Source organism: Pseudovibrio sp. POLY-S9, from assembly GCF_001431305.1.
In the GTDB taxonomy this organism is placed as follows: Bacteria; Pseudomonadota; Alphaproteobacteria; order Rhizobiales; family Stappiaceae; genus Pseudovibrio.
This window is the reverse complement of the sequence record NZ_LCWX01000165.1, coordinates 40,583-43,979: the sequence shown is the minus strand read 5'-3', so window position 1 is coordinate 43,979 and position 3,397 is coordinate 40,583. Positions and strand designations below refer to the sequence as shown.

At 54.1% G+C, this 3,397-nt stretch carries 3 protein-coding genes; 1 reads left to right on the top strand and 2 read right to left on the bottom strand.

Annotated elements, in window-relative coordinates:
• Both PPL9_RS15870 and PPL9_RS15865 read right to left on the bottom strand, forming a co-directional pair.
• Positions 1 to 510 (bottom strand): EamA family transporter (locus tag PPL9_RS15870; RefSeq protein ID WP_208989407.1); only part of this gene is annotated, 510 nt, incomplete at its 3' end.
• A 2-nt stretch (positions 511 to 512) separates the two neighbouring features.
• Positions 513 to 1,637 (bottom strand): AAA family ATPase, encoded by a 1,125-nt coding sequence (locus PPL9_RS15865; protein ID WP_057463613.1) that lies wholly within the window; start codon positions 1,635 to 1,637, stop codon positions 513 to 515.
• Between the two features lie 242 nt (positions 1,638 to 1,879).
• Here PPL9_RS15865 and fumC point away from each other — a divergent pair, with 242 nt between their 5' ends.
• Positions 1,880 to 3,286 (top strand): class II fumarate hydratase, encoded by a 1,407-nt coding sequence (gene fumC, locus PPL9_RS15860; RefSeq protein ID WP_057463612.1) that lies wholly within the window; start codon positions 1,880 to 1,882, stop codon positions 3,284 to 3,286.
• Positions 3,287 to 3,397: the final 111 nt, after the last annotated feature.

Genomic DNA, 3,397 nt, shown 5'->3' with positions numbered 1-3,397 from the left:
TTGCGGGTGGAATTCTGCGATAATAACGGAGGCAACCACCGCAAATTCCGAGAAGATCATCAGATAGACGGCGGGGTTGGAGTAGGTGTCATCCAGCGAGGAGATCAACAGAACAACGCCAAGAATAATGATCAGATGACCGGGCAGTTCCAGAGCGGTGGGGAGCCGGAAAAACAAGAGAGCAAAGGCGAGCGCTGAAAACGGAACGGAGACAAGGCCGAAAAAGCCTGCGTTTGCCGCACTGATGTACAGCAGAGAGGCTGTGAAACAGGCAGCAGATAGGACGCGGGCAACCCCATAGGCCCAGGTGTAAGGGCTCTTGAGCGCATCCATTGTTGCGCCCAGCTTTCGGCTGACGGCGATGAGGAACAGGCCGCCAAACATCAGCTGAATGATAGTGAAGATCCATGGATCAAGATTGTAGGTAAGCAGCAAGCCTTTGCTTATGACAATCAGAAACGCCCAGCTTACCATGGTGGCAAGGCAGACAATCAAGTCCTTGGGGGTCAAACTTAGTACTCCTCTCCGACGAATTCGCCGGTGATTTTCAGGCCATCAATTCCGGTCTGGCCGTTTTCCTTATAAATGCGCCTTGGATATGCCCCGGCATGATTGGCAATATGATCTGCAAGTTGCTCAGAATGTGTGACGAGCCAGATCTGGCTGCGCTCTGAGGCTTTGGCAATGACTTTGGCGAGTGGTTCCAGCAAGTCAGGGTGCAGGCTGGCTTCGGGTTCGTTGAGGGCAATGAAGGAGGGCAGGCGGTAGGACAACATAGCGCCAAGCAGGGCGAGATATTGCAATGTGCCGTCCGACAGTTCCTGAGAGGGGAACGGGCGGCGGATTTCCGGTGTCTGTAATGCGAAGCGGCAATCCTGCCCATTGGCTTCGATGATCAGCTTGCTGTTGGGGAAGGCATCATCGACCGCTTCCTGGAGGTAAAACGTGTCCTTGCGGATTTCCTTCAGTGTAGCGAAAACTGCTGCAAGATCGTTGCCATCTGATGAGAGCGTTGGGGTGGTGACATTGGGGCTTGGACGACGTAATAGGCTGTCCCGATCACTGCGGAAGGTGTGGTAGAAACGCCAGTCTGCAATTGCGCGGCGGACCAGATCTAACTCCGGAAACTGGCTGCCATCGCGAATGCTGGCGAGGGCCGTCTCGGAAGGCAGAAGTTCGTTGTCGTAGGTTACTTTGCTGCCGTTGCTGGCGCGCAGAAAGGCACTTGGGCCTTTGCGGTTCATCAGCACGACAGACTTGGAGCCTGTCAGGAGGTTTAGTTCTTCTTCTCTCACCATGGTCTCATAGGGCAGGGCGGGATCAGAGATCGGGTTGGGCAGGCCCAGCTGGATGCGGTAGGAAAGATCCCCCAGATCAGCACGCAGGATGATGCGCTTCTTTTCGTGGGTTTTCAGGTCTCCTGCCCACATGACGCTGTCTACGCCGCCTTCCTCTGAAACGGCGCGGGTGATACGGCCCAGTGCGGCTTGCTGTAGAAGTTCAAGCGACTTGTAGAGGTTGGTTTTACCGACGCCATTGTTGCCGACAAACACGTTGACGGCACCAACTCGCATGAACAGCTTATGTACGGATCGGTAATTCTCAATACCGATCGCCGAGAGAGGGGGCATAGACATCTGGTGAAACTTTTTTGATATATCTTCGGTAGGTATGGTTGAGAATAAGCAGGTTGGCTCACGAATGTAAATTGAACCGCTGCGTTCATGCACCGGAAATTCACGTTTTGTTCGCCTGCGGTTGATGAAGCCCTGTGCTTCATGGCAGGGTTGTCTAAACTGTTTTATGGTTTCGTTGTCGTGTGTTCTCGCCTGAAGGGGATCGTTCCTTTTTCGGGACTGCGCTTGAGAGGAAAGTGTCAATGTCTGATCAAAATTCTGATGGTATGCGGCAGGAATCCGATAGTTTTGGTGTGCTGGATGTTCCCATTGGCAAGTATTGGGGCGCGCAAACCGCACGGTCTCTGATCAACTTTCCCATTGGCCGGGAGCATCTACCGCCTGCGCTGATCCATGCGTTAGGCGCGGTGAAGCTGGCTGCTGCCAGGGTGAATATGGAAGAGGGGCGTTTGTCAGAAGATCTGGGCAAGGCCATTTGTCAGGCAGCGACCGAGGTGATTTCCGGCAAGCTGGACGCGCATTTTCCTCTGGTGATCTGGCAAACAGGGTCTGGCACGCAATCCAACATGAACACCAACGAGGTGATTGCCAACCGAGCCATTGAGTTGCTTGGTGGTCAGATTGGCACCAAGTCTCCTGTGCACCCCAACGATCACGTGAATATGGGGCAGTCCTCTAACGACACCTTCCCGACGGCCATGCATATCGCGGCAGCTTGTGAGATCAACAAAGTGCTGCTGCCGGCGCTGACACATCTGCACGACACGATGGAAGCCAAGGTAGCGGCCTTTGCGGATATTGTGAAGATTGGCCGGACGCACACGCAGGATGCGACGCCTTTGACATTGGGGCAGGAATTTTCTGGCTATGTGGCGCAGCTGGAGTATTCCAAAGAGCGTATTGAGCAGAGCCTTGTAGGGCTTTATCGCCTTGCGCAGGGTGGCACAGCGGTTGGAACCGGACTTAATTCAACGCCAGAGTTTGCCAGTGCGTTTGCTACTCACGTGAGTGAGGTGACAGGTCTGCCATTCGTGACGGCGGTCAATAAATTTGAGGCATTGGCCACGCATGATGCGGCTGTGTTTGCACATGGTGCGTTGAACACGCTGGCTTGTTCGCTGATGAAGATTGCCAATGACATTCGCTTCCTTGCTTCTGGTCCGCGTTCCGGTCTTGGTGAGATCAGCCTGCCAGCCAACGAGCCGGGCTCTTCCATTATGCCGGGTAAGGTGAACCCGACCCAGTGTGAAGCGGTGACCATGGTCTGCGCTCAGGTGATGGGCAATCAGACAGCGGTGAGTGTGGGTGGATCGACGGGGCATTTTGAGCTGAATGTGTTCAAACCTGTGATTGCTAACAGCTTGTTGCAATCCATTGAGCTCCTGGCGGATTGCATGGTGAGCTTTGCGGACCGCTGTGTTGTTGGCATTGAGCCAAACATTGAGCGTATTGAAGAGTTGCTGGAACGGTCCTTGATGCTGGTGACAGCACTTGCGCCCACCATTGGCTATGACAAAGCAACCGAGATTGCCAAGTCTGCCCATAAGAACGGGACCACACTGAAGGAAGAAGCTCTTCGTCTTGGTTATGTGTCTGCGGAAGAGTTTGACCGTGTTGTCCGGCCAGAGAAGATGGTCAGACCGGGGTAGGGCGGTTGCCACTCATCATGATGTCGAGTGTGTGCTTCAGGCAGGCTTTTTGGTCTGCCTCCTCTAACTGCTGAGCCCCAATGAGCGTTGCATAAAGGATCTGGCTGTTGA